General features: G+C 61.3%; 23 protein-coding genes. 11 read left to right on the forward strand and 12 right to left on the reverse strand.

The genetic code is table 11. The features are described 5' to 3' along the window. Positions 1-11: 11 nt before the first annotated feature. Together NCR93_RS22020 and NCR93_RS22025 are read right to left on the reverse strand one after the other, a co-directional pair. Complete coding sequence (locus NCR93_RS22020) at positions 12-800, reverse strand: L,D-transpeptidase (RefSeq protein WP_175981064.1); 789 nt, start codon at positions 798-800, stop codon at positions 12-14. A 158-nt stretch (positions 801-958) separates the two neighbouring features. Further along, complete coding sequence (locus tag NCR93_RS22025) at positions 959-1,468, reverse strand: universal stress protein (protein ID WP_250532284.1); 510 nt, start codon at positions 1,466-1,468, stop codon at positions 959-961. 144 nt (positions 1,469-1,612) lie between these two features. Between NCR93_RS22025 and NCR93_RS22030 the strand changes: the two genes are divergently transcribed. Both NCR93_RS22030 and NCR93_RS22035 read left to right on the forward strand, forming a co-directional pair. Next, entirely contained in the window at positions 1,613-2,896 is a 1,284-nt protein-coding gene (locus NCR93_RS22030; RefSeq protein WP_175981069.1) for a LysR family transcriptional regulator, read from the forward strand. Between the two features lie 118 nt (positions 2,897-3,014). Continuing rightward, on the forward strand, positions 3,015-3,680 hold the full coding sequence (locus tag NCR93_RS22035) for an O-methyltransferase (protein ID WP_008348315.1): 666 nt from the start codon (positions 3,015-3,017) through the stop codon (positions 3,678-3,680). A gap of 49 nt (positions 3,681-3,729) precedes the next feature. Here the strand turns inward: NCR93_RS22035 and NCR93_RS22040 are convergent, their stop codons facing one another. Both NCR93_RS22040 and NCR93_RS22045 read right to left on the reverse strand, forming a co-directional pair. Continuing rightward, complete coding sequence (locus NCR93_RS22040; protein WP_175981071.1) at positions 3,730-5,307, reverse strand: SulP family inorganic anion transporter; 1,578 nt, start codon at positions 5,305-5,307, stop codon at positions 3,730-3,732. Between the two features lie 82 nt (positions 5,308-5,389). Beyond that, entirely contained in the window at positions 5,390-6,037 is a 648-nt protein-coding gene (locus NCR93_RS22045) for a carbonic anhydrase (protein ID WP_175981073.1), read from the reverse strand. Between the two features lie 263 nt (positions 6,038-6,300). Between NCR93_RS22045 and NCR93_RS22050 the strand changes: the two genes are divergently transcribed. Then, on the forward strand, positions 6,301-7,128 hold the full coding sequence (locus NCR93_RS22050) for an alpha/beta fold hydrolase (protein ID WP_081851882.1): 828 nt from the start codon (positions 6,301-6,303) through the stop codon (positions 7,126-7,128). Between the two features lies 1 nt (position 7,129). Here the strand turns inward: NCR93_RS22050 and NCR93_RS22055 are convergent, their stop codons facing one another. Both NCR93_RS22055 and NCR93_RS22060 read right to left on the reverse strand, forming a co-directional pair. After that, positions 7,130-7,984, reverse strand: a complete 855-nt coding sequence (locus NCR93_RS22055) for a polysaccharide deacetylase family protein (RefSeq protein ID WP_175981075.1) — start codon at positions 7,982-7,984, stop codon at positions 7,130-7,132. Next, entirely contained in the window at positions 7,981-9,066 is a 1,086-nt protein-coding gene (locus NCR93_RS22060; RefSeq protein WP_175981077.1) for a glycosyltransferase, read from the reverse strand. Before NCR93_RS22060 ends, NCR93_RS22055 begins: the two co-directional genes overlap by 4 nt. Positions 9,067-9,609: 543 nt before the next feature. Here NCR93_RS22060 and NCR93_RS22065 point away from each other — a divergent pair. Continuing rightward, on the forward strand, positions 9,610-10,020 hold the full coding sequence (locus NCR93_RS22065) for a hypothetical protein (RefSeq protein ID WP_175981079.1): 411 nt from the start codon (positions 9,610-9,612) through the stop codon (positions 10,018-10,020). A 15-nt stretch (positions 10,021-10,035) separates the two neighbouring features. Here the strand turns inward: NCR93_RS22065 and NCR93_RS22070 are convergent, their stop codons facing one another. After that, the gene (locus tag NCR93_RS22070; protein WP_008348324.1) at positions 10,036-10,782 is read right to left on the reverse strand and encodes a FadR/GntR family transcriptional regulator; all 747 of its coding nucleotides are present in this window, start codon (positions 10,780-10,782) and stop codon (positions 10,036-10,038) included. A 598-nt stretch (positions 10,783-11,380) separates the two neighbouring features. Here NCR93_RS22070 and NCR93_RS22075 point away from each other — a divergent pair. Beyond that, entirely contained in the window at positions 11,381-11,803 is a 423-nt protein-coding gene (locus tag NCR93_RS22075) for a hypothetical protein (RefSeq protein ID WP_008348325.1), read from the forward strand. 30 nt (positions 11,804-11,833) lie between these two features. Here NCR93_RS22075 and NCR93_RS22080 read toward each other — a convergent pair whose 3' ends face one another. Further along, a complete protein-coding gene (locus NCR93_RS22080) occupies positions 11,834-12,169 on the reverse strand; it encodes a hypothetical protein (RefSeq protein ID WP_239294846.1) in 336 nt (111 codons plus the stop codon). Positions 12,170-12,227: 58 nt separating this feature from the next. Between NCR93_RS22080 and NCR93_RS22085 the strand changes: the two genes are divergently transcribed. Continuing rightward, positions 12,228-14,912, forward strand: coding sequence for an excinuclease ABC subunit UvrA (locus NCR93_RS22085; protein WP_175981081.1), 2,685 nt, complete (start codon positions 12,228-12,230; stop codon positions 14,910-14,912). Here the strand turns inward: NCR93_RS22085 and NCR93_RS22090 are convergent. Beyond that, positions 14,892-15,431 carry an HD domain-containing protein gene (locus NCR93_RS22090; protein WP_175981083.1) on the reverse strand — a complete coding sequence of 180 codons (540 nt, stop codon included), beginning with the start codon at positions 15,429-15,431 and terminating at the stop codon, positions 14,892-14,894. The two genes, NCR93_RS22085 and NCR93_RS22090, sit on opposite strands and share 21 nt — an antisense overlap. Positions 15,432-15,490: 59 nt before the next feature. Then, entirely contained in the window at positions 15,491-16,207 is a 717-nt protein-coding gene (locus NCR93_RS22095; RefSeq protein WP_175981084.1) for a YdcF family protein, read from the reverse strand. 415 nt (positions 16,208-16,622) lie between these two features. On the opposite strand from NCR93_RS22095, the gene NCR93_RS22100 reads away from it, so the two are divergent. The 5 genes from NCR93_RS22100 (at position 16,623) to NCR93_RS22120 (ending at position 22,730) form a co-directional block, all read left to right on the forward strand. Then, complete coding sequence (locus NCR93_RS22100) at positions 16,623-16,874, forward strand: acyl carrier protein (RefSeq protein WP_008348335.1); 252 nt, start codon at positions 16,623-16,625, stop codon at positions 16,872-16,874. Next, the gene (locus tag NCR93_RS22105) at positions 16,871-18,124 is read left to right on the forward strand and encodes an acyl-CoA dehydrogenase family protein (protein ID WP_175981087.1); all 1,254 of its coding nucleotides are present in this window, start codon (positions 16,871-16,873) and stop codon (positions 18,122-18,124) included. The genes NCR93_RS22100 and NCR93_RS22105 overlap by 4 nt, the downstream gene beginning before the upstream one ends. 2 nt (positions 18,125-18,126) lie before the next feature. Further along, positions 18,127-19,194, forward strand: coding sequence for an amino acid--[acyl-carrier-protein] ligase (locus tag NCR93_RS22110; protein ID WP_175981089.1), 1,068 nt, complete (start codon positions 18,127-18,129; stop codon positions 19,192-19,194). Further along, complete coding sequence (locus tag NCR93_RS22115) at positions 19,191-20,195, forward strand: DUF1839 family protein (protein WP_008348339.1); 1,005 nt, start codon at positions 19,191-19,193, stop codon at positions 20,193-20,195. Before NCR93_RS22110 ends, NCR93_RS22115 begins: the two co-directional genes overlap by 4 nt. A 69-nt stretch (positions 20,196-20,264) precedes the next feature. After that, positions 20,265-22,730, forward strand: a complete 2,466-nt coding sequence (locus NCR93_RS22120; protein ID WP_175981091.1) for a glycosyl hydrolase 2 galactose-binding domain-containing protein — start codon at positions 20,265-20,267, stop codon at positions 22,728-22,730. A gap of 10 nt (positions 22,731-22,740) precedes the next feature. Here NCR93_RS22120 and NCR93_RS22125 read toward each other — a convergent pair whose 3' ends face one another. Further along, positions 22,741-23,679 carry a Gfo/Idh/MocA family protein gene (locus NCR93_RS22125; RefSeq protein WP_175981093.1) on the reverse strand — a complete coding sequence of 313 codons (939 nt, stop codon included), beginning with the start codon at positions 23,677-23,679 and terminating at the stop codon, positions 22,741-22,743. A 137-nt stretch (positions 23,680-23,816) separates the two neighbouring features. After that, positions 23,817-24,131 (reverse strand): hypothetical protein, encoded by a 315-nt coding sequence (locus tag NCR93_RS22130; RefSeq protein ID WP_175981095.1) that lies wholly within the window; start codon positions 24,129-24,131, stop codon positions 23,817-23,819. Between the last annotated feature and the right edge of the window lie 227 nt (positions 24,132-24,358).

Here is a 24,358-nt window from a genome sequence, read left to right on the forward strand (position 1 = left end):
TGGCCTTTTTTTCAACCGGGACTCGATCCGTCAGCCACGGCTTCCGAAGGATCTTTGGAACTGCGATAGACATACACTTGCGTGCCCACAGGACTTGTCTCCCACAGTCGCTGCATGACTGCCTCTGATCCTACTCCCATGCAGCCATGGCTGGCGCCCTCATATCCTTGGTTCTGAAAATCGTATGAGAGGTGGAAGGCCTGACCGGAGTGCTTGTCTTGATCCTTGTCCCATGCAATGAACATCGCATAGGGCATGGGCGTTCCATAGGCCTTTGAAACGTGATGGCGGCTCTTGAAAGCTATGCGTCCGCGACCTTCGCCTGTGGCATATCGCGCACCACGGGCATCGCCGGGACGCACATAATACGACCACTGCGCTATGCCATTTTTATAAACCGTTGCAGTGAAAGTCGTCTTATCGACACAAATGATGTGCTTGGCTTTGGAGCAAATGGAAGGCACCGTCGTGGATGCGGGTGTCGGTGCCCTATCGAAGCTGAAACCATCCGGGACGACGGGGCCGGCCGTCTTTCCATCGTGGGGTTCAATCGCGGGATTCGCAGCGTACGATGCACTGGCCTGAGCCTGAATCACCTCGATTGCATCGACTACAGACAGCCCTTTCAAGGGATCCGAAGCGAGCACCGGACTCGACGCGACCGCTTCCATCGATACATTTGCCGCCGCGTCAGAAGGCATGACATTGACGCTTGCGGCTAGCGCGCCTAACGCCAGCACAGCCACGACACCTACAGCCAGCCATTTCCAACGGCGCTGGCCCAAACAGAAACTACGCACTCCCTATCCCTCTTAGAACGAAGTCGTCGCAAAAATTGAAGCGATGCGATTATCAACGCTCTCCGAGGGGTTGTCGATCAGCCACTTCTGGTTGTACCGCGACATATCGCAGCACGCGTTTCTCTACGCGTGGGTGAAACGGTTTCCGATACCGTCGCTTAAACGCATAAGGCGTGATGCGTTTGCAACGCCGCGCCGCGAATTTCCATCACGTCCGCCGAATCAGCGACGCATACGGTTGCGATCAGCACTTCCCGATTCGTATGGCGGCACACCACGTTACGAACACGGTCCATGCCGAAGCTGAAGACGCCGCGCTTCCTTGCACCGAGCACGACGAGATCCGCATCGAGGCGATTGGCTTCATCGGCGATGATGCGGCCGACGCTGCGCCCGTCTCGCGGCAACGTGCGCGTTTGCCAGTCCGCATCGATGCCCGCACGCCGAAGCATCTTCTCGCTGCTGCCGCGAATCAAGAGCGCGAGCTGATTCACGAGCGCGGGCAGGTCCGATAGACATTCCATCTGCCATCCCGCCCACCACGGCGACGATTCGATCACATGCAGCACGGTCAGACGCGCGTTGTTTTCGCGCGCCCGCGCAATCGCGGTCGACAGAGCGGCTTCGCTGAAACTCGGGCCCACTGCGACGAGGATATGTTGATACATGGCGCAACCCTCCGATCAATCGATGACATCCATCGCTCTATGCATGACGTCATGATCGGCGACGACAATTAGGGGAAAATGAGCGCGAAGCGCACGAACCTGTACGATGCGATAAATCAAACTGATGGCATCGGGCACCTTCACATGGACAATCGGGAACTGCTCAATCTCGCGTATCTGCGCGCATTTCGGCTCGTCGCGCAAACGGGCAGCGCCACGCGCGCCGCAGCGGCACTGTTCCGCGCGCAATCGGCGGTCACACGCTCGCTGCAGGAACTCGAAGCGGCGGTCGGGGAAACTTTATTGGAGCGTCGTCCGTCGGGCATGTTGCCCACGCCTGCGGGACGCGCTGTGCTGTTGCGCTGCCAGCGCATCTTCGCCGAACTCGAAGAACTGGCGCAGTGGTGCGCCACGCGCCAGTCACGGCGTCGGACCGCGACAGGCGGCACGCTCCCGGCCTTTCTGCTCAATACACGGCGGCTTCAGTTGTTCTCGGCACTCGCGCGCCATCGTCACATGCCGAGCGCAGCGCAGACGTTGGGGCTCAGTCAACCGGCCGTCAGCAGCGCGATCCGCATCATGGAGACCGGCGCTGGCATGCAACTGTTTTATCGCAGTCCGCGCGGGTTGCTGCTCACCAGCGAAGGCGAAACTTTCGTGCTGCATGTGCGGCGCGCGCTGAACGAACTGCGCCACATTCCTGATGATCTCGCGGCGCTGCGCGGCACGATTCAAGGTTATGTCACGGTCGGCGCGCTGCCGCTCGGCAGAACGTTGATCCTGCCTGGCGCGATCGCGCGCGTTGCCGCGCAATATCCGGGCGTGCGCGTCGTGACGGATGAGAGCTCGTATGAAACGCTGGTCGCGGGACTGCGCGCCGGCGATATCGATTTCGTGCTCGGCGCGTTGCGTCAGAACGATGCGTCGAGCGGACTCGTCAATGAGCGCCTCATGTCGGAAGATATCGTCGTGATTGCGCGTCGCGGGCATCCGCTTGCAGCGCGAAGTGCCCTGACGCTCAAGGACCTGATCGCTGCACAATGGATTCTGCCGCGTAGCCAGGCACCCGCGCGCGGAATGTTCGAAGCGCAGTTCAAGCGATGGAAACTGAAACCGCCGATGCCGACCGTCGAGACCGCCGATCTCGCGGTCATTCGCGGGCTCCTGATGCATACCGACATGCTCGCTGCCGTATCCGCACAACAACTGCACTACGAATGCGAGTCGGGTCAGCTAACCGTAATGGACATTCCGCTGCAAGCCACGCGCCGCGAGATCGGGCTTACGATGCGCGCAGGCGGCACGCCCTCGCCGGCCGCGCGTGCATTGATCGACGCAATCCGCTTGACCGTCGATCAACTCGGGCATGAGTTGCGGCGCGAGTCGCGCAGTATCGTCAAGACAGTCGGCGCAAATGTGTCACCTTGATTGCGAACTGCTTTCAAGGTCATCTGAATTGTTTATCGCGCAGACGCGTTTTGTACGGGGCTCCATTCGTGTTGTATCGTTCGATAGAACGCGATAACCGCAACGGCAAGGAGATGCCATGAACGAACAGCAATGGCTGGCGATGGACGAATACCTGTGCGATCGAACGCAAACGCCGGACGCCGCACTCGAAGCCGCATTGAAATCCAGCGCGGACGAAGGGCTGCCTGCGATCAACGTCGCGCCAAACCAGGGCAAGCTGCTGCAGATGCTCGCGCAGTTGCGCGGCGCGCGACGCATTCTCGAACTCGGCACGCTCGGCGGCTACAGCACGATCTGGCTCGCGCGTGCCCTGCCTGCGGACGGTACGCTCATCACGCTCGAAGCCGTCGAGCATCATGCTTCCGTCGCGCGCAAGAACATTGAACGCGCCGGATTGTCGGGCGTTGCGTCGGTGATTGTCGGCGACGCTGTGGATACGCTCGAATCATTCGTGCGCGACGGCATTCCGCCTTTCGATTTCATCTTTCTCGACGCCGACAAGAAAAGTTATCCCGCCTATTTGCGCCTCGTGTTGCGCCTGAGCCGGCCCGGCACGGTGATCGTCGCGGACAACGTGATCCGCAGTGGCCGCGTGGCGGACGTCGGCAGCGCCGACCCGGACGTCATCGGCGTGCGCAAGTTCTTCGACATGCTCGCAGCCGATACCCACGTGACGTCCACGGCGATTCAAACGGTCGGCAGCAAAGGGTGGGACGGATTCTCGATCTCGATCGTCTCGTGAACGGCGCCCGCAACGGTTGGTGCATCGAGACGCCTCGTTCGACTTCTTCTTACTCCGACGACATCTCCTGCCTGCGCAAGCCGAGCCATCTGCCTCGCAATGCGGGCGCACCACTTTGCGAGCGAGGATGCGGCAGCTTTCTGCATTCGACATGCATGTCGCGCGAAGCCGCCGCGGCCACGAACCTGTCGATCTCCTCGCGCACGTCGGGGTCGATATAGTCCGCGCGTGAAGCGTCGAAGATCACCGTCGCGCCGTCGGGTATCGTGCGCAGATGATGTTTCAGCGTGACCTTGCCAAGAAATGAAACGTCTTTTCTGAACGACACCAGATAGTGATCGTCGTGCTGCGCAATCGTAATGGGACGGCTGAGGTTCGCGCGCATGGCAAGCAGAAGACTGCATGCAATGCCGAGCAAAATGCCCATCAGCAGATCGGTCAACAGCACGCCGGCAATCGTCGCGATGAACGGCACGAAGCGCTCGATGCCCTGTTTCGCGACCGCTGCGAACAACGAAGGCTTGGCGAGCTTGAGACCCGTGAAGATCAGGATCGCCGCGAGACAGGCGAGCGGAATCAGGTTGATGACGCTCGTCAGCGCGAACACGCTCACGAGTAGCAATGCGCCATGCATGAACGACGACCATCGGCTCTGCGCGCCCGCATGCACGTTCGCCGAACTGCGCACGATGACGGAAGTTATCGGCAGCGCGCCAATCGCACCTGCCATCATATTGCCGATGCCCTGCGCTTTCAGCTCGCGATCCGGATGCGCCGCGCGCTTCTTGGGATCGAGTTGCTCGACAGCTTCGAGGCTCAGCAGCGTTTCGAGGCTTGCGACGATAGCAAGCGTGAATGCGAGCCGCCATACATCGGGGTTCGCGAACTGCGAGAAGTTCGGCAATTCGAGCGCATTCGTGAACGCGGTGAACGACTCCAGCGACGGCAGCGCGACGCGATGTTGCGCGGGCGGTGCGAAGCCAGGCGCGAACAGATCGAGCAGCAGAGTCGCACCGATGCCGAACGCGACCACTGCGAGCGGCGCGGGCACGGCGCGCACGAGCGCAAAGCGACGCATCGAGCGTGTTTCCCAGCCTGCGAGCATCGCAAGCGAGACTACGGCGACAATGCACGCCGCTGCGGATATCGGACCGAAGGGCGTGTCGAGCATGCCCGGACCGTTCGCTGCAGGCGCGCCTGCATTCGCGAATCCCGCAGCAAGCGGAATCTGCTTGATGACGAGCAATAGGCCAATAGCCGCGAGCATGCCTTTGATAACCGACGAAGGCACATAGGCCGCGAAGCGCCCCGCTTTCAACATGCCGAAGCCGAATTGAATCGCGCCTGAAAGCAGCACCGCGAGCAGAAACGCGGAGAAGCTGCCAAGCCCGGCGATGCCATCGACGACGATGACGATCAAGCCCGCGGCAGGGCCGCTCACGCTCAATTGCGAGCCACTCAGCAACGCGACGACGAGGCCGCCGATAATGCCCGACAGCAGACCGGCGAACGGCTCCACGCCGGATGCATTGGCGATGCCGAGACACAAGGGCATCGCGACGAGAAACACGACAGTGCCCGCGAACATGTCTCGCGGAAAAGTGGCTAGACGGTTATTCGAGTTCATGGTTTTTTTCGAACGAGTTGGGTCCTGCGAATGTCGCGAAAGCGACCTCGCATCGATAAGCGATCGTTAGAAATGAGCGGGCTTAGGCGGCCCGAAGCGATGTGACCTGCGCGCTCGCAATGTCGCGACTGTCGCTCTCTTCGGCATAGCCCGAAGCGAGCACTTTGATGAGCCCGTCGTGCAGGCCGAAGATCCAGCCATGAACGCGTGGCGGCACGTCGTGCTCTCGCACGATGGCGTGTTCTCGCAAAAGCCGCACTTGTTCGAGCACGTTCAGTTCGGCGAGTCGATTTGCGCGCGCGTCGAGCTCGCCGAATGAATCGAGTTCGTGCCGATGCCGTTCGCCCAGCGCGCACAGCGGCGCGATCCGGCGATTCACATGCGGCAGGTCGCTCGATTTCGGCAGGAGCGAGGCGCGCACGCCACCGCATCCGTAATGGCCGCAAACGATTACGTGATCGACCTTCAAAACGCGCACCGCGTATTCGAGCACGCTCAACGTGTTGTCATCGGATGGAGAAAAAAGGTTAGCGATGTTGCGATGTACGAAGAGGTCGCCAGGATTGGCGTTCGTCACAGTCTCGGCGGGCACGCGGCTATCCGCGCAGCCTATCCACAGCACTTTAGGGCTCTGTCCTTGGGCGAGACGCGGAAAAAATTGCGCGTCAGCGTGCGCGGTCTCGCGTGCCCAGGCAATGTTTTCCAGAAGCATTCGTTTCGGTCGATTCATGCAGATCTCTCCAGAACGGGCGCGCCACAGTTGCACACGCAAGTATTCGAATAAGGGCCGCATCTGCGTTGCAGTGCAGCGAGATTCTTACGAATAACTTTCGCAGAAAAAGTTCAGCGCTGTCCAGAGAAAAAAGCAGACAAATAAATTTATTTTTTTTTGAAAGATCGCGCAGGACCAATGATGCATTCGCCAGTCGGGTTCAAAGCTGCAGGCGCGCCGTCTGATAATCTTTGTACTTCACGCTCAGCATTCGCAAACAGATGACCGACCCTGCAGCAAGCATCGACACGACGCGCTTCGTCGAACTGAATGGCGCCGCTTCCTCGGTGCGCATCGAATATCAGTGGCTGAATCCGGAGCGCGCCGATGCGCCTATCGCAGTGTTCCTGCATGAAGGACTGGGCTCGATCGCGCTATGGAAAGGCTGGCCGCAAATGCTTTGCGATCGCCTGAACTGCAGGGGACTCGTCTATTCGCGGCCAGGTTATGGCCGATCCACGCCACGGCGCGCCGAAGAAAAGTGGCCGGTCGAGTTTCTGCATCTGCAAGCGCAAAAAGTATTGCCCGCATTGCTCGATGCGCTCCACATCGACGCACGGGAACGTGCGCGCATGTGGCTCGTCGGGCATAGCGATGGCGGCACGATCGCCCTGCTCTACGCCCGAGCATTTCCCGAATCGCTTGCCGGTCTCGCCGTCCTCGCTCCGCATTTGTTCGTGGAACCGATGACCGTGGAAGGCATCACAAAGGCGCGTGAAATGTATGAAACGACGTCGTTCCGAGAAAAGCTCGAGGCTTATCACGACGATGTGGATTCAGCCTTTTACGGATGGAACGATGCGTGGCTGAATCCCGCGTTCTTGCATTGGGACATCACGGAACAAATATCGTCGATCAAACGGCCATTGCTCGCCATTCAAGGCCAGGACGACGAATATGCGTCGATGCTGCAACTCGACAAGATCGCGGCGGCTGTCGGGCACGCGCAGCTCGTCAAGCTCCCGCAGTGCCGCCACTCGCCGCATCGCGATGCGACCGATGCAGTGAACGATGCGATCGCCGCTTTCGTGCGAACGCATCAGCAGTGAATCAGCGTTTGATCTTCAGATAAGCTCGGCTTATCGCGGGCCGCGTATGCACCCATAAACGCGATGCCAGCCACGAAGCCGGCCGGTCGCGCACTTCGAGCCGCTTGATCGTGCGTTCGGTATCGTCGGATGCAGCGCGATCCAGCGGATTCGCGCCGACGTTCGTTCCGGTGTGGCATGTGTAGAAGTGCCTGAATCCCGCATTCAACGCGACTTCCCGATAGTCGTCGTCGTAATAACCTTGCGGCCAACACAGATGATCGGATACTTCGCCGAGACGCGTGCGCAGTGCGCCACGCGCGGCGCTCAGATCGTTCTGCAACGCCTTGCGTTTCTTGTCGCGCGAACCCGCAACCTGATCCCAGCGCACATGAGAATGCGTATGGCTATGAAATTCGAACGTGCCGGCTTCACGCATCGCTTCGATTTCGGACCAGCGCAGGATCACATCATCGGCGTATCCATTTTCGATTGCGCGCTCCCCCGCACGATGATCGAGCAATCTCGGCATCGTTGCCAAGTTGTCCGATGCATTCGGACGAACGCCGCCTTCGCCGGGCCAACTGCTGACAAGAAAGCACAGCGCCGTAAAATCATGGCGCTTCAATACCGGATGCGCGTGCACCCAGTTGTCGAGATAACCATCGTCGAAAGTGATGACAAACGATTTCGCGGGCACGTCCTCGCCGCTCAGAAAACCTGCGAGTTGCGCCGCGCCGATGGTGCGATAACCCGCGCGCGCAAGGTAGTCCATTTGCGCGGCGAAGTTATCGGGCGTCACTGTGATCATGCCGGGCGATGTGCTGACGTGGTGGTACATCAGCACGGGAACGGCGCGTGCATACTTCGCGCTCATCTGCGATGACCTCGTTCGTGCAATGCGCGCTGATAAAAACTGGCCGTTTCGTCCGCCATATCGCTTATGGTGAAGCCACGTTCGGTGATGCGAAGGCTCTCGTCGCGCAGACGCTGGCGCAACGCCGGATCGTCGATCATGCGGACAATCGCCGCACGCAATGCAACGGGATCGTGCGGCGGCACGAGCAGTCCATTCACGTTGTCTTCGATCAGTTCCGGCACGCCATCGACATGCGTGCCGATGACCGGCAAGCCCGCCGCCATTGCTTCGATGAAAGCCTGGCCCAGCGCTTCTTGATGCGTGGGAAGAACGAATAGATCGGAACCGCGAAAGATATTGGGGATATCGGTGCGAAAGCCCAGCAGGTGAATGCGATCGGCGAGGCCGAAGCTATCGACGATTCCCTTGATGCGTTCGAACAAAGGACCATCGCCCGCCATCACAACATGCAGGTTGGGATGCGTGTCGACGAGCGGGCGCACTGCCGCAATAAGATCTTCATGTCCCTTCTTGTCGCGCATGATCGCGACCATGCACGCAACGAATGCGTCCTCACCGAGACCGAGTTCCGCGCGCAAAGTCGAATGCGAGACATGCTGAGGTTTCGGAATGCCATCGTAAATAGTCTGCACGCGCTTCTCCGCAACACCCGCCGAAATCAGATAGCGGCGCACGTAATGACTCACGGCGATCACGCGATGCGGAAGCCATGTATAAGTTGCGAGCGACGAGATGGGCAATGCCAGATGCCGCGTACGCACGATGAGCGGCGTGCGCGCCAGCCGCCCCGCCGCGCCGGCAACGAGACTGTCGTGGCCACTATGCGTGTTGAGCACGTCGAAGGCGCGGCGACGCAGAAGCGCTTTGATGGCCAGAATGGATCGCATGTCGCCGCCACTGCGCATGCGCGCGTGGTGAACGGCGAACCCAAGTTCGGCGCAACGTTGCCCGAGCCGCGCATCGCTCGGGCAAATCAGCTCGACGGTATGGCCGCTTTCGCGCAACGCGACCATCTCCTTCAACGTCCGTATTTCTTGACCGCCCCATCCCTTCGAGGACTCGCTATGTAGGATCTTCAAACGCCTGGTCTCCACGTCCGACACATTCCTGTCGGAAATATTTCGTAATATTCACATTACCTTACTGGCCTTGGCGATTCGTAAAAAAACGCAAGGAATTTGATATGGCCTCGAACGAGGCTTATCGAAAGAAAGAATGCAAGCAGATGAACGCGCGCCGAAGTGGCGATCCGTCGCTAACGATTCTTCGACGAAGTGAACCGAGTGCGTGAAAGGCTAACGGCTCACTCACGCGTTCGGTTGACTCGTAGCTGGCAATTTCGTCAGCTTAGCTATTCGGATCCTAGCGTGGAATTGGGGGATTCCGAACTAACCCGACGGACATGCGGGTGCTTAAGCATGCGATAAGAATTGGGCCGATTGCGCAAACGTTTGATGCGCACGCGCTTAAGCAAGCCTTTTGGACGATAGATCGACAACCCATTGAAACAGTAATTAGGCGCGTTTAGAACGAACCGCAACGCGGTCTTTCGGTCGATTTTTCTCGGCCGGCAAGCATCATTCGAGCGTGATAACTTCAACCGATATCCGGAGGAAAAAATCATGCTGCTCTCAGACGATGAACTGGCCCGCTTGCAATCCGTCGCGCCGTTTTTACGAAACGAAGCGCACGCGGCACTCGAGCTGGAAGCGAACTATGAAGTGACGATGGAGCTCGAATCGCATTTGCAACCGGGCCTGCGCATACGCGCGCCGGATTCGTCGCGGACGACGGCCGCTTCGGATGCGCCGCCTTACGCGCTCGATCTGTTCGTTGGCTTGCCGCTGAATGAGTTGCGCGCGCTCTCACATGCCGATGACGCTACACGCGAAGCCGAGATCGCGCGTTTCGGCGCGCGCTTCTCGCCGCGTCTTCTGCGCGCGATTGCCAGGATGGCGCCGCACGAGATCGATCTCGATGCCGGCGTGCAAAGCGAAGCCGGCACGCTTTCGGTCATGCTCGAAGAAGATTAAACGACGCCACTGCGATCAGTCATTCTTCGATGCCGCCTCATGCGCGCGCCGCAGCCGCTCCCGGCTGTTCGACAAATGCATCCGCATGGCCGCGCGTGCTGCTTCGGGATCGCGGCGTTCGATCGCATCGAAAATATCTTCATGCTCGCGATTCACGCGATCGAGATAGCCAGAAGGATCGTTATGCGCAAGCGCCGCCGAATTGACGCGCGTGCGCGGAATGATCGTGTTGCCGAGCTGGCTCAGGATGCTATGGAAGTAACGATTACCGGTAGCCTTCGCAAGCTCGAGATGAAAGGCCACATCGGCCGCGACCGCGCTGCCTTCGCCCGCTTCGATGAGCCGCTCGAATTCGTCGAGCGCCCGGCGCATCTGCGCGAGGTTTTCATCGGTGCGGCGCATGGCCGCGAGACCGGCCGCCTCGGCTTCGAGGCTGATGCGCAATTCGAGAATCGCCATCACGTCGCGCACGGTGAGATCGCCCGCGGCCTCGATCTGGAACCGCTCCTGATCGCCCGCTTCGAGCACGAATGTACCGATGCCGTGCCGCGTCTGAACGAGGCGCGCAGCCTGCAATCGCGAAATGGATTCGCGCACGACAGTCCGGCTCACGCCGAGTTGCGCCATGATTTCCGATTCGGTCGGCAGCTTGTCGCCGGGCTGAAGCGCGCCGCTGCGAATCCGCTCCGATAACTCGGCGACGACTTCCTCGGTGAGATTTCGGGAGCGGCGAAGCGCGCCGGACGCGAGTGCTTGGGACATTGAAAGGCCGATCTTTGTATGCTCGATGAGCAATTATAGGGCGCGGGACAGCTTGTACGATGACTATCGTTTTCAGCGCGAAACTCGACGATCCATCGAGGCAATTTCTAGAACCAACAATCGCTTCATTGAGCGAGCCGCATAACGCGGCGAGCTCTGTTCGACGCTGTGCCGGTCATGATGGAAATCCCTATCGAAAACGTCCGAATAGGGACAAAGCAAAGCGTTGATAAACCGTTCGTTGCGGCGTAAAGTTCATGTACCGCATGAAGTGAAACGCGCCCGCCAGACGGCATCAGCCGCACGTCGGCAAATATCCTTTTTGTCCGCGCATTGGCGGTTCGCTTCATCGTCCGGCTCGCGAGTCCATGCCGCATCCGTTGGATTCGCCATCAACTCGCGCAGTCGCGAGCCCGATCACAGCGGTTCACCGGTTAATCGCCACGCATGTCTATGCGTTGCACCACACGTCTTTCGCCTCTCGCGCAAGTCACTCATCGGACAGGCGCTCAACCGGTGGACATCCGTATTCACATTCGCAATTTTCACAGCGATACTGAGACGCGGCATCGAGGTTGGCAGGCAAGGAGACGAGCAAATGATGCGTGAAGTAAGCGGAGCGTTCTACGGCTCCCGTAAGCTGGATGAAGCACTCGAAGACCTGCGCGCGGAAGGAATCGCGGCCGACCGCGTGCGCGTGGCGAGCATGAGCGGCTTCGCGGATTTCCATACTTCGCAAACGCAGAGCAACAATGCGCAGACACAATGGATCGCGGCGGAATACGCGGGGCACGGGGAACATCTGGGCGTGGTAGATACGCACGACTATCCCTACGGACTCGACATGTCGAGCGACGACATCCTCCCCTCGTTCGGCGCGGACGGCGGCGACGCTGACGTGGCATGCAGCATTACACGCGTCATCGTGAGCATTCGCGACGAAGCGGAGATGCGAGCCGTTTGCGACATCTTCTCGCGCCTCGGCACCGACGATATCGACATCGAAAGCGTCGCGGTCTGATCGGCAACGCCCGCCGCTACGATCGGCCCGTCACTGGGTCGTCGTCGCGGGCTTCGCTTTCTTTTTGTGCTTGGAGTGGAAGCTGCCCTGGCGCGTACTGCCGGGCGTGGACGTGTTGTCGCCGCCGACGGTCGGCCCGGCCGTTGCCGCGCCGTGAGCGTTGCCCCTGCCCGATCCGCCATTGCGTTGCCGCCCGACTGCGCCATCGCAACGCCCGACCCGCCTATCGTCACACCTGCCGTCAGCGCGACCGGAACCCGCACCGGCATTGTCCTCATTTTTTCCCTCGTCGATCAGGTTCACCACCGGTCTGAATGCGATCGCATGCATGATGCGTAATTCAAAATGCCATCTGGTATATGGCATGCTGCATGCGAATTCCTTACTTCCGCCGCCGCGCCCGGCCAGACAACCCGCCCGACTCATGGATGCCCGCAAAACCCAACGCGAATCCGCCTATCGCGACGATGCCGCGCCTGCATCGAGAGCAGGTTTCGTGCGCGTGCGCGGCGCGCGCGAGCACAACCTGAAAAACGTCGATGTCGACGTGCCACGCGACGCCCTCGTCGTCTTCACCGGCGTATCCGGTTCCGGGAAGTCCTCGCTCGCATTCGGCACGCTCTACGCCGAGGCGCAGCGCCGCTATTTCGAATCGGTCGCGCCGTATGCGCGGCGGCTCATCGAACAAGTCGGCGTGCCGCAGGTCGATTCGATCGAAGGCTTGCCGCCCGCCGTCGCGCTTCAGCAGCAGCGTGGCGCACCGAATGCACGCTCGTCGGTGGGCAGCGTGACGACGCTCTCCAGCCTCGTGCGTATGCTCTATTCGCGCACCGGCAGTTATCCGCCGAAGCAGCCCATGCTGTACGCGGAAGATTTTTCGCCGAACACGGTTCAGGGCGCGTGTCCCGTGTGCCATGGCCTCGGCCGCGTCTACGAAGTCACGGAAAAGTCGATGGTGCCCGACGACTCGCTCACGATCCGCGAGCGCGCCGTCGCGGCCTGGCCGCCCGCGTGGCACGGACAAAATCTGCGCGACATACTCGTGACGCTCGGCTACGACGTCGACACGCCGTGGCGCGACTTGCCGAAGAAGGATCGCGACTGGATTCTGTTCACCGAAGAGCAGCCGACGGTGCCGGTGTACGCCGGTCTCACGCCGAAAGAGACGCAAGCCGCGCTGAAACGCGGCGCCGAACCGAGCTATCAGGGCACATTCACCGGCGCGCGCCGCTACGTGCTGCATACCTTCGCGCACACGCAAAGCGCGCTCATGAAAAAGCGCGTGTCGCGCTTCATGGTCGGCAGCGATTGTCCCGCATGTCACGGCAAGCGGCTCAAGAAGGAAGCGCTATCGGTGACGTTCGCAGGGCTCGACATCGCCGAATTCGCGCGTCTGCCGCTCATCCGACTCGCCGATCTACTTGCGCCCATCGCACGCGGAGAATGGCCCGCCAGTGATGAAGCGCCGGCTCCCGCGCTCGCGAGGAAAGACCGCATCGCGGCGACGGCCAAGCGCGTCGCGGCAGGCGGCTCGGCGCACAAGGCCGCGCCGGACGTGCGCCGCACGGCCAATCTTTCCGAGGAGAAACGCGCCGCCGCCGAGCGCATCGCGGCGGATTTGCTGGAGCGGCTCGGCACGCTCATCGATCTGGGTCTGGGCTATCTCTCGCTCGATCGCGCGACGCCGACGCTCTCATCCGGCGAACTGCAACGATTGCGGCTCGCGACGCAACTCGCGTCGCAGCTCTTCGGCGTCGTCTATGTGCTCGACGAGCCATCCGCGGGCTTGCATCCGGCCGACAGCGAAGCGCTCTTCGCCGCGTTGCAGCGATTGAAGGCAGCAGGCAATTCGCTGTTCGTCATCGAGCACGATCTGAACACCATGCGGCGCGCGGACTGGCTGATCGATGTCGGTCCGGCCGCCGGTGAGCGAGGCGGACATGTGCTGTATAGCGGGCCGCCGGAAGGCCTCGCATCGGTGGAGGAATCGCAGACGCGCAGGCATCTGTTCGCGCCGAAGCAAGCGATCGAACGCGTCGCACGCGAACCGCGCGGATGGTTGCGGCTCGAAGGCGTCACGCGCAATAACCTGCATGGCATCGATGCCGCGTTTCCGCTCGGCGCCTTCACGACCGTCACCGGCATTTCGGGCTCGGGCAAGTCGAGCCTCGTGAGTCAGGCGTTGCCGGAACTCGTCGCGGAGCGGCTCGGACGCGCGCTCGACGATGCAGAAGAAGACGAGCAGGACCCGCTCTTCGCTCGAGCCGACGCTTCGGCGGGCGGACGCATCGTCGAAGGCATGGAGACGATCCGGCGTCTCGTGCGCGTCGACCAGAAGCCGATCGGCCGCACGCCGCGTTCGAATCTCGCGACCTACACCGGCCTCTTCGATCACGTTCGCAAGCTCTTCGCCGACACGCCGGCCGCGCGAAAGCGCCGCTATGGCGCAGGACGCTTCTCGTTCAACGTCGCGCAAGGACGCTGCCCGACATGCGAAGGCGAAGGCTTCGTCAGCGTCGAGTTGCTGTTCCTGCCGAGCGTCTACACGTCGTGCGCGACATGCCACGGATCGCGCTATAACCCGCAGACGCTGGAAATCGAATGGCATGGGAAGAACATTGCGGATGTGCTCGGCATGACCGTCGATACGGCATGCGACTTCTTCGCCGATGAAGCCAGCGTCATGCGCGCGCTCGCCGTGTTGCGCGACATCGGCCTCGGCTATCTGCGGCTCGGGCAGCCCGCGACGGAGCTATCAGGCGGAGAAGCGCAGCGCATCAAGCTCGCAACCGAACTGCAGCGCGCGCATCGCGGCGACACGCTCTACATTCTCGACGAGCCGACGACGGGGCTTCATCCCGCCGACGTCGATCGCCTGATGGCGCAACTGCAAGGGCTCGTCGATGCGGGCAATACGGTCGTCGTCGTGGAGCACGACATGCGCGTCGCATCGCTTTCCGATTGGGTCATCGACATCGGCCCGGGCGCCGGTGAAGATGGCGGCCGGATCGTGGCGACGGGCACGCCGCAACGTATCGCCGAACATGCTGCAAGCCGCACGGCGCGTTATTTGAGCGACGCGCTGGCCTCAGGCGACCACGTGTCCTGAAGGGATGCCCTTGCGATAGACCTCATCGAACACGGCTTCGAGTTCCCGGTGCGTGCCACGCAATTCATCGACGACACGCTTCGCCCCATCGAAGTATTCGCGCTTTCTCTCATCGCTCCAGCCGGACGGCGGCGCGGCGAGAATATCGCGCAAATTGCAAATCTTATCGGCGAGTTTCACGAGCTTCGCGCCGTGACTGATATGCGCCGCGTGTTCGACCTGCAAACGCTTCCTTTCGGCCTTCGACAAGGACTTGTCGTCCGTCACTTCGTCGACGATGCGCCCGATCTCCGCGCCGAACCGCCGCACGAGTTCATCGCGCGATGTGTCCGTGTCTTCGATCGTGTCGTGCAATATGGCGGCGATCAGCACGCGCTCGTCTTCGACCCCGCCTTCGTTCGCGAGCACATGAGCGAGCGCGATCGGATGATTGATGTACGGCGACGCGTCGGCATCCTTGCGGCGCTGCTTGCGATGTTTGTCGGCCGCGAACGCGACGGCGTGGATGAGTTGATTCACTGGATGGCCTTCCGTGTCGTCTTTACCGGAAGTATAGGTCTTGCGCCGACGCGCCAGTCTCAATACAACCCGACCCACCTCCATACATAAAACCGCACGATACCAACCAGCTCATGCAACGCGCTGTTCGAATCGAACCATCCTCTTCGATGCGGACGCCACCACATGAACTGCGGACGAACATAAGCGACGGTCGGCTGTGGATGCAAACCGAAGGCTTCGAACGCGAGCATCGCGCGACGCATGTGAAGCGACGACGTTATCAAAACCGACGTATCGTAGGGCCGCGACCGCAGTATCTTCTCCGTATTGCGCGCGTTCTCATAAGTGTCGAGACTCTGATTTTCGAGGATGAGATCTTGGCGCTTCACGCCTGCGTCGAGAAGCAGGCTTCCATATAAGTCTGCTTCGCTTTGCTCGTGATGCTGCGGGTTGCCTCCGCTCATGATGACAAAACACGCCTTCTCCATCTCGACGCAACGCTTATAGAGCGACGCCGCAAGATCGATGCGCGTCATCGCGTCACCCTTGGGCACGAGACGCCGGTTATGGTCGTACCAGGTCCCCCCGCCCAGCACGATGATCGCCGTGCGCGGGCCGAACGTCGGATCCTTCATCGACGCGTAGTGATCGTTCGCGAGCCGCACGAGCGGCCCCGGAAACCAGCTTCCGAGCCCCCAGAAGACGATAGCCGTCATCACCAGAATCATGCCGCGCCGTTTTCTCCAAACGAGGAACAGCGCGATGAATAGAAGCAGCAGCGATATCAGAACCAATCAATTCACTCCGGAAAGTTATCGTTTCAAAATGCTTTCAGTGTACGCATCGTTTTTGCTTATCACTCATTCGAACATGCGAAGGAGTTACCTATTTATCGAATATGAAGCGCTGACGTGAGTGTGAATCATCGCATCCGATCGCGACGTGCTTGATATCGCACAAAACGATGCTTTCTCGACGAAGCCCTCCGTGCGCCATCGCACGGACGCATAGGCCCGCAAATTCGTTAAATACGATCAAACAATAGCTATAAGAAAACAGTGCGTGCGAGGGCTCTCGTGGAACCGTCTTCGCGAGACAACAACAACACCACTGCCGATTCGCACCGGGGTCAGCGACATTCGATAAGAACTCATCGTCGCGACCCGGGTTAGTTGCACCAATGGCCGGGTACAAGGGAAAACATAGACAATGAAAACTGAATTGCGCCGCATCCTCGCCGAGTCCGCTCGTCTCGACGTGCCCATCGATACGCTCGCCGACGGCGACGATCTCTACGCCGCCGGTCTCTCTTCGCTTGCCACGGTCCATGTGATGCTGGCGATCGAAGACGAGTTCGGCATCGAAATTCCCGATCACATGCTCACGCGCCGTCTCTTTTCGAGCGTCGATTCGCTCGCATCGGCGGTCGACGAACTGCGTCGTTCGCAGGCGGCAGCATGAACGCGCCCGCTCAGGAGCTTGAAGTCGCCGAGCTCGCGCAGAGCGCAATCTTGCGCAGCGAAAGCGAACTGATCGAAGCCGCGAAGCGCGTCGCGGCCGTTGCGGCCCAGTACGCCGACGCGGTCGATCGCGAAGCGCGCTTTCCCGCCGAAGCGGTTGCAGCGATGCGCAAGGAGCGTCTCTTCTCCGCGATGATCCCGACGGAATACGGCGGCGACGGTCTGTCGCTCACCGGCGTCGCGCGCTTGTGCGAGGCACTGGCGCAAGGCTGCGCTTCGTCCGCGATGATCTATGCGATGCATCAGAGCCAGGTCGTTTGCATCGTCGATCATGGCGTGAACGTGCCGTGGCAGCGCGCTTTCCTTGCTCGCATGGTCAACGAACAGTTGCTGCTCGCATCGGCGACGTCGGAAGAGAACATCGGCGGCAACATGCGTACGAGCGCGTGCGCGGTCGATCTCGTCGACAACGCGTTTCGCATCGAGAAGCTCGCACCGACCATTTCGTACGGCAAGTATTCCGACGCCATTCTCGTGACGGCGCGCCGTCATCCGGACGCGCCGCCCTCCGATCAGGTGCTGATCGTCGCGCCGCGCGAAACGTTCACGCTCGAGCAGCGTGGGACGTGGGACACGCTCGGTATGCGCGGGACATGCAGCGAAGGACATCGACTGGTCGCGAGCGGCATCGCGGAACAGATTCTGCCGACGCCGTTCTCGAAGATCGCCGACGAAAGCATGCTGCCCGTATCCCATACCTTGTGGTCGTCGGTATGGTGCGGCATCGCGAGCGACGCGGCGAATCGCGGGCATCAGTTCTTCCGCAATCAGGCGCGCGGCAAGCCCGCGTTGCCGCCTTCGGCCGCGCGCCTTTCGCAAGTGCTCACGCTCATCAAGATGATGCAGGCGCGGCTGCGCGAATCGCTCGCCAATGTCGAAGCGGCGCAGGCCGAACGCGCGGCGCGCAAGGCGAACCAGAGCAATGACGACGACGCACCGCTCGCGGCGTCGATCGGCATCAACGCCGATCTGAACATGCTCAAGCTGGCGATCTCGCAGTCGGCTTTGCATGTCGTGCAAGAGACGCTGATGATCTGCGGCATGGCGGGCTACAAGAACGACACGCCGTTCAGCGTGGGGCGCCATCTGCGCGATCTGCATTCGGCGCCGCTCATGATCAGCAACGATCGCATCGAATTGAACACGGCGAACCTGCTGCTTGCGCAGCGCGCCGCAACGGGGACCATTTGACGATGAACATGCCGACGGAACAGGCCGCCATGATGCAGGCCGAAGCACAAGCACAATCACAAGAGACACAGGCACCGTACGACAAATCGGACTTGACCTTGCGCGATCGCCTGATCGAAGCGGGCATTCTGCTCGATACCGGCGAAGACGGTCTCTATGGCCGCAGCGAAGTATTCGAGGATGTCGTCGAACGGCTCAATCAGGCCATCACGATGCTCGGCGCGGATCAACACGCGGAAGTGCTGCGCTTTCCGCCCGCGATGCGCCGCCGCGATTTCGAGGACAGCGAGTATCTGAAGAGCTTCCCGAATCTGGCGGGCACGATCCACTCGTTCCAGGGCAACGATCGCGGGCATCATCGCCTGCTCGAAGCGCTCAACAAGATCGTGCATATCGGTGAAGAGGAAGAGCGCTCCGACGAATGGATGGATCAGCAAAAGCCGACGCGCCTCGTGCTCACGCCGGCCGCGTGCTATCCGATCTATCCGCTCGTCGCGAAGCGCGGCAATCTCGCGGCTGACGGCGCGATCTTCGATGCGTTCTCGTACTGCTTCCGCCACGAGCCGTCGATCGATCCGGGCCGCATGCAGATGTTCCGGATGCGCGAATACATCCGCGTCGGCAGCCCCGAGCAAGTGATGGCGTTCCGTCAGAAGTGGATCGACCGCGGTTCGCTGCTCGTCAATCTGCTGCAACTGCCTTTCGAAATCGATCTCGCCAACGATCCGTTCTTCGGTCGCGGCGGCATGATCGTCGCCGATAGCCAGCGCGCGCAGCAACTGAAGTTCGAACTGCTCGTGCCCGTCGCGACGCCCGACCGTCCGACCGCGTGCCTGTCGTTCAACTATCACCAGGACCACTTCGGCGAGCTGTGGCACATCCGTCAGGCCGACGATCAGGTCGCGCATACCGCGTGTGTCGGTTTCGGCATGGAGCGCACGACGCTCGCGCTCTTCCGTCACCACGGTCTCGATGTCAAGGCGTGGCCGGAGAAAGTGCGTCAGTTGCTTTGGGGCGACAAGGCGCCGCTCATCGAGGAAGGCCTCGCGAACCTGGGAAACAAGGCATGAACGCACGCTCGCCGGCAGAAGCCGTGACCGACACGTCCATGCCTGCGGACACCGCCTACATCCAGCACGCGCTGCATCGCGAAGAGCGCGTCTGGCTGGAGACGAACTGCTATGTCGACTTGTGGATCGAGTTGCTGCATCACTACGGCTGCGATCCGCATGCGGCGCTCGGTTTCACGGTGACGCAGGCATTCGAGGGCGATCAGTTCACGTTCCCGAAGTTTTCGCTCGACGATATCGCGCGGCTCTATGGCCTGCAGGCGCAAGAGCTCGCGATCTACGACACGCTGGAAGCGCACGTGCGCGAGCAGACGCGCCGCGGGCAGATCGTGGTGGTCGAGATGGACTCGTACTATCTGCCCGACACACGCGCGACCGCGTATCGGCAGACGCATACGAAGACGACCATCGCGATCGACGCCATCGACACGGAAGCGAAGCGCATCACGTACTTCCATAATGCGGGTTACTTCGCGTTGGCGGGCGAGGACTACGATGGCGTGTTCCGTCTGATGCCGGGCCTCGCAAGCGATGTGCACGCGCTCTTCCCGTACGTCGAGTTCGTGAAGCGCGCGCGTGCGCCGCTCGAAGGCGATGCGATGGTGCAACGCTCGGTCGAGCTGCTCAAGCTGCGTCTCGCGGAACGTCCCGCGGTGAATCCCGTTGCGCAATGGCGCGCGGAATTTCCCGAGCATCTGCGTGCGTTGCTCGAACGCGATCCCGCGTACTATCACCTCTACACGTTCAACGTGATGCGTCAGCTCGGCTCGAACTTCGAGTTGCTGTCGAAGTATCTCGGCTGGCTGAACCGGCACGGCGTGGAAGTATCGAGCGATATTCAGACGAGCGCTCAAGCGATCGCGAGCGAAGCGATGGTCATGCAGTTTCGACTCGCGCGCGCCCGCATGCGCTCGCGCTCGGACCTGTGCGAAGACTGCCTCGATTCGATGCAGGCTTCGTACGACAAGGTTATCGAGCCGCTCGCCGCGCGCTTTCTGTGAACGCCGAAGCCGCGCGCATGCCGCGCGGCTTTGGCGTCGTTCTTCGCATTCCATCGACGAGGTAGGTTCATGCACGACCAGTGCGCGCACGCGGCGCGGCGTCTTTCAGAAGGCTGGCAATGCGTGAGCACGCCAGCGGGTTCATGCGCGACGCCCGCATCGCTCGACACCGTCACGCAGTGGATCGACGCGCCCGTGCCGGGCACGATCGCATCCGCATTGCGCGCGCAAGGCCTCAGCGATGAAGCGCTCGCGCAGCCGTTCGCGCATTCCGATCATTGGTATCGCGTGAAGCTCGCGGGCGACGGCATGCGGCGCTTGCGCTTCAATGGGCTCGCGACCATCGCCGAAATATGGCTCGACGATCGCAAGCTGCTCGAATCGGATTCGATGTTCGTCGCGCACGATCTCGACGTCGAACTCAACGGCGAGCATACGCTTCATCTGTGCTTCCGTTCGATCGCGCCCGCGCTTGCCGCCAAACGCGGACGTGCGCGCTGGCGTCCGAAGCTCGCGCAACCCGCCACGTTGCGCAACGTTCGCACGACGCTGCTCGGGCATATGTCCGGATGGTGTCCGACGATTCAACCGGCGGGTCCGTGGCGCCCCATCGAATTGATCGGCGAAACGCGCGCGTGCATCGACAACGTGGATCTGCGCACGAGCATCGACGGCAACGATGGCATGCTCGATGTCACCGTGCGCTACTTTCATGCACAGGAACAGGCGCCGGTTCGCATCGAATGTGGCGACGCGCACGCCACGCTGGAATGGCACGACGCGCGCACGCTCAAAGGCCGCGTGCGCGTGCCCGATGTGCGCTTGTGGTATCCGCACACGCATGGCGAGCCATCGCGCTATGCCGTGAAGCTCGGCGATATCGATCTCGGCGAAGTCGGCTTTCGCACGATAGAAGTCGATCGTGGTGTGGACGGCCGAGGCTTTCAGCTCGTCGTGAACGGCGTGCCTGTATTCGCGCGCGGCGCGTGCTGGACATCGGCCGATATCGTCGCGCTCGATGCGCCGCGCGAGAAACTCGAGAACGTCTTCCGCCTGATTCGCGATGCGGGCCTGAACATCATTCGCGTGAGCGGCATCACGCTCTATGAATCCGACACGTTCTACCAACTCGCCGACGAATACGGCGTGCTCGTGTGGCAGGACTTCGCGTTCGCGAACTTCGATTATCCGGACGACGAAGCATTTCGCGAGAGCGCGCAACGCGAAGCCGAGCAGTTCCTTTCACGCACGCGACGCTTCGCATCGCTCGCGGTGCTGTGTGGCGGAAGCGAAGTGCATCAGCAGGCGGCGATGCTCGGCCTGCCCTTCGACGCGTATCAGCAGCGCCTCTTCACCGAACTCTTGCCGAATGCGATTGCAGCGCAGCGGCCCGACGTCGCGTATGTCGTGAACTCGCCGAGCGCGGCGCCCGGCGACGAGGAGTCGATGCCTTTCGGCACGCGCGGCGGCATTACGCATTACTACGGCGTGCCGGCGTATCAGCGCCCGTTCGACGATGTGCGTCGCGCGCACGTGCGCTTCGCCTCCGAATGTCTCGCGTTCGCCAACGTTCCCGACGATGTCGCCCTGCGCGCGATACCGAATGCGCGCGCGCACGAACCGCGCTGGAAAGCAGGCGTGCCGCGCGATCCCGGCTCGGCGTGGGATTTCGACGATGTACGCGAGCATTACATGCGATCGCTCTATCGCATGGACGTGCCGCGTTTGCGCTATGAAAATCCCGAGCGCTATCTGGAACTGTCGCGCGCGGTCGTCGCGGATGTGATCGGCGCGGTGTTCTCGGAATGGCGTCGCGAAGGATCGAGTTGTGCGGGGGGCATCGTATGGAATCTGCTCGATGTGCGTCCGGGCGCGGGCTGGGGCATCATCGACGTTCTCGGCGCACCGAAGAGCGCGCTGCATGGACTCGCGCGCGTGCTTCAACCCGTGCAGGCGTTGATCCTCGATGAAGGTCTCGACGGACTCGACGTTCATCTCGTCAACGATACCGCGCGCGAGATTCGCGCGCGCGTCGAACTGGCGTGCCTGCGTGAAGGCGCGATCAAGGTGGCGAGCGGTTCGCGCGATGTCGTATTGCAACCGCGCAGCGTACAACGTGTGTCGTCGAATGCGCTGATCGGCGCATTCTTCGATATCGCATATGCGTATCGCTTCGGCCCGCGCGCGCACGATGCGACGCATGTCGTTCTGCGCGACGCGGACACGAACGAAGTGCTGTCGGAAGCGTTCCACTTCCCCGATCCGTCGATTGGGGAGCGGCGCGATATCGGCTTGAGCGTCACCGTCGAGAAGGACGACGAGGGCTTCAGTCTCATTGTCGAAACGGCGCAGCTCGCGCGCTGGGTGCATATCGCCGATCCGAACTACTTCGCACGCATCGACTGGTTTCATCTCGCGCCGGGAAGCACGCGTCGCATTCCGCTCGTCGCGCGGCACGGGAACGTGAGCGCCGCGCCCGAGGGCGATGTATTCGCGATCAATGCGATTCGAAGCGCGACGTATCGCGCTTCGTGATGCGCGCGCGTCAGCGGCCGAATGCTTCCGTTTCGATGCGCCGTCCGGTGAGGAATGCATCGGCGACGAGTCGCAGCGGTCGCACATCGACATCGCTCGTTTTCGTTTCGATGAGCGTGTGAAAGTGCTCGTACAGCGCGGGATATTCGCGCTCGGCTTCGACATCGATCTCCTTGCCCGCGATCGACAGACGCTTGCCGCCTTCGCGCATCGAGAGGCGGCCCGCGTCCGTTTCGATGTCGATGTCCCATTCCTCGACGGGACCGTGACGCCAATCGAACACCGCGCGCACCGGCGCGCCGTTCGTCGCGACGCAATCGAGTTCGGCGGCGATCGGCGTGGATGTATCGGCCGGCATCGTGAGCGTGGCGGCGCGCAGCGCGACTTCATGCGGCAGGATGCGCGTGACGATCGATAGCGCGTTGATGCCTGGATCGAATACGCCGAGACCGCCCGGCTCCCAGATCCATTGCTGCCCCGGATGCCAGCGCCGCACGTCTTCCTTCCATCGCACTTCTACCGAGCGAATCGCGCCCGGTTCCTTCGACGCGAGCCAGGCGCGCGCCGGTTCGACTGCGCTCGCCGCGCGCGAATGCCACGAGGCGAAGAGCGTGCAGCCGTTCGCGCGTGCAACGTCGCGCAATGCTTCGACTTCGCTCACGCTCGCGCCTGGCGGCTTTTCGAGCATGACGTGCTTGCCTGCGTCGAGTGCGGCGAGCGCTTGCGCATAACGCACTTGAGGCGGCGCGCAGAGCGACACTGCATCGACCGACGGCTCGGCGGCGAGCAGCGCGCCGATATCCGGATAGTTGCGCACGCCTTCGACGCTTGCATTGCGGCTCGCGCACGCGACGAGTTCGAACCCCGGCTGCGCGGCGATCGCGGGCAAGTGCTGATCCCGCGCGATCTTGCCGATGCCGACGACGGCGAGCTTGTGTACGGCTTTCATGCGAATGTCTCCTCCTTTCCGTGGAACCGAATCACGTTCCCGCGTGACCGCGGCCGAACAGCGCGGCCCAAAGCGTTTCATGCTTCGGCTTCGTTATTTCCAGAAATAAACCCTCTACGCAAATCTGCGCCAGATTCTCATCGACCCCGATGCCCGTTCCCGTGACCGTTTGCATCGAACGACGTCTCGATATGCGGCGTTTCCTGAACCGCGCCGCGCAAAGGCAGCGAGCATGCAACCCACTTTTCGGGATTTGTGTAGAGGTCGAACCCCTTGAGACGCTTATCCAAATCTAACACCATCGATAGCGTTCCCGCAGTAATGACATGAATCGGCGGATGGATATCGCAGCGCCGGTCGATCTCTTCGCTTAGGTTGACCGTCTTTCGACGGAAGTGGACGAAGCCGCATACTCGATTGCGCAGCGCACAGTGAAGCAATCGCTGTCCCATTGCACTGTCGCACTGGAATCAATATGCGCCGTGGTATGAACGGTGGGCTGCTTCATAGGATGTGTCTGTAAGCGAAGTGAAGAATGGTGTAGTCGCGCTCTCGAACGACGGTAAGCGGCGACTCTATACGCCTCTCGCTTATCGTGATACGCCCGCGTTTTCCTCGCGATAGCCAATGACGGCATCCAGCTCCGCGTCATAGATTGGCTTCGCATTGAAGGGCACGG

The organism is Caballeronia sp. ATUFL_F1_KS39, assembly GCF_023630985.1.
GTDB lineage: Bacteria > Pseudomonadota > Gammaproteobacteria > Burkholderiales > Burkholderiaceae > Caballeronia > Caballeronia zhejiangensis.